The following is a 2,111-nucleotide window of genomic DNA, read 5'->3' as shown; positions in this document are numbered from 1 at the left end:
TCGTCTCCAACAGCCCAGGCTCCCAAATCGTCCTGACCAACGGTACAGACATTGTTTCCGGCGAAACATTCACCGCCCCACAAGTCTACACACCAGGCGGCAATGCCCGTATCAACAGCCTGCAAGATGAAGACCAACTGACCGGTACAGGCGTCTCCAACACACTGACAGCCACACTGGGCAATGCCAACGACAACGGCGGCACCCTCATCACCCCAAAACTGACCAACATCCAAACGCTGAATGCAGCCTTCACAGGTTCCTCCTCCGCGGGTGCCAACCTGGCAGTCACCGGTCTCGATCTGCAAGATGCCACCGGCCTCAAAGCCGTCAACATCTCCCGTATCGCCTCCGCAGCAGGTACCAACAATGCCCGTATCGAAAACATCAAGTCTGTTCTCGATACCATGTCCATCACCAGCTCCAACGCCAATCAAGCTGGCGTCGTTGAATTCTCCTTCGGTACAGGCGTACTGACAGGCGTCAACACAGGTGCATTGAATCTGTCCGACGTCCAAGTTGGTGCAGTCAACATCGGTGGTAACACTTCTGGTTCCTCCGCCAATGGCGTAGGTGGCACTGGTTATGAAAACCTCAACATCAACAGCACAGGCGCCAACAACTTCATCGGCACACTGAATCTGCCAAGCGACACCGGCACAGCTGGTAAAGTCGTCATCACAGGCAACACCAACCTGACACTGGGTTCCACAACAAACGTCGTCAACGGCGCTGTTGGCACCATTGAATCCGTCAACTACCAGGGCGGCATCCTGCAAGCCTCCGGTCGTCTGGCTACCGTGGACGCATCCGCATTCACAGGCAACCTGACCATCAACCTGGGCAATGGCTTCTTCACCACTGGTAAAGCAGACACCTCCGGTCAGACACAAGACGTCTCCGTCATCGGCGGCAAAGGCAACGACACCTTCATCCTGGCTGACACACTCGAAACAGGCGACAGCATCACAGGCGGCGACGGTAACGACACCCTCATCATCGTCAATGGCGGTAACATCACAGCCGGTGCCACAGGTTCCTCCATCGTCACCAAAGTAGAAGCAGTGCAAGTTCTGTTGAACAACGCAGCTTCCTCAGTCGACTTCAGCAAACTGCCAGACGTCACAGGCGTACTGGTTCGCAACGTCTCCAACACCAACGTAGCAGCCCCAGCTGACTCCGCACCGGTTGCTGGTACCTCCACGTTCAACCTGAACAGACTGTCAGTCGCACAAGCAACTGCCATCAGCATTCAACACAGTGACACAGGCTCCAACGCCATCACCCAAAACATCGTCAATGCCCGTCTGGCTGTTGACACAGGTGCAAGTGATACAGTTGGCGTCACCATCGTAGAAGGCTTCAACACCGATCCACGTTTCAACTTCACCCTGACCACAGGCGCAGCTGAAAACCTGACCATCGTTGATGCTGATTCAGAAAACAACACCGTTGCCCTGGGTAGCGTAGCAGCCCACACAGGCACCGTCACCATCGGTACAGCAGCAGGTGCAGGCAAAGTTGGCGGCTTCATCAACTTTGATACAACAACTGTTGGTGCCAACGGTGGTTTGAACCGCCTCGACGTCTCCGGTGCAGCCGCTGACGGCTCCGGCGTACAAGACCTGTCCCTGACAGCTGGTCAAGTCAAACTGGTTGCCGCAACGATTGACGCTTCTGCAGAACTGGCCAACGTCACTGTTCGCGTTTCTACCAGCTCCGCAGCCAATGGCGCACAAAAAATCACCATGGGTGCCGGTAACGACACCGTCATCTTCGACAACATCCAGGACACACGTGCTGGTCTGACCATCTCCGACACCGTCTCTGGTGGCGCAGGTACAGGCGACACCCTGGTCATCGACGGTGACCTGACAGGTGCCAACCTGGGTGACACCATCGCCCTGGGCGCGTCCGAATGGACCAACGTATCTGGCTTTGAAACAATCCGTCTGATCGGTACCTCCAACAACGCCGGCGTTGCTGGTGCTGGTAACTACCGTCTGACATTGACCGATGCCCTGATCGCTGCCAACAACAACGCAGGTGTACTGGCCATCGTCAATGACAACGACACAGCCAACAATGCCAACAACACAGCAGACACTGCT

The 2,111-nt window shown here is 55.9% G+C and carries 1 protein-coding gene; it reads left to right on the top strand.

Features of this window, described 5'->3' with window-relative positions:
- The coding region (locus tag H8L32_RS27180) for a beta strand repeat-containing protein (protein WP_222619522.1) at positions 1–2,111 on the top strand (2,111 nt) is incomplete at both ends.

Source organism: Undibacterium hunanense (assembly GCF_014284335.1).
GTDB lineage: Bacteria > Pseudomonadota > Gammaproteobacteria > Burkholderiales > Burkholderiaceae_D > Undibacterium > Undibacterium hunanense.
Note: the sequence above shows the minus strand (reverse complement) of the source record. Positions and strands in the feature narration are given on the sequence as shown.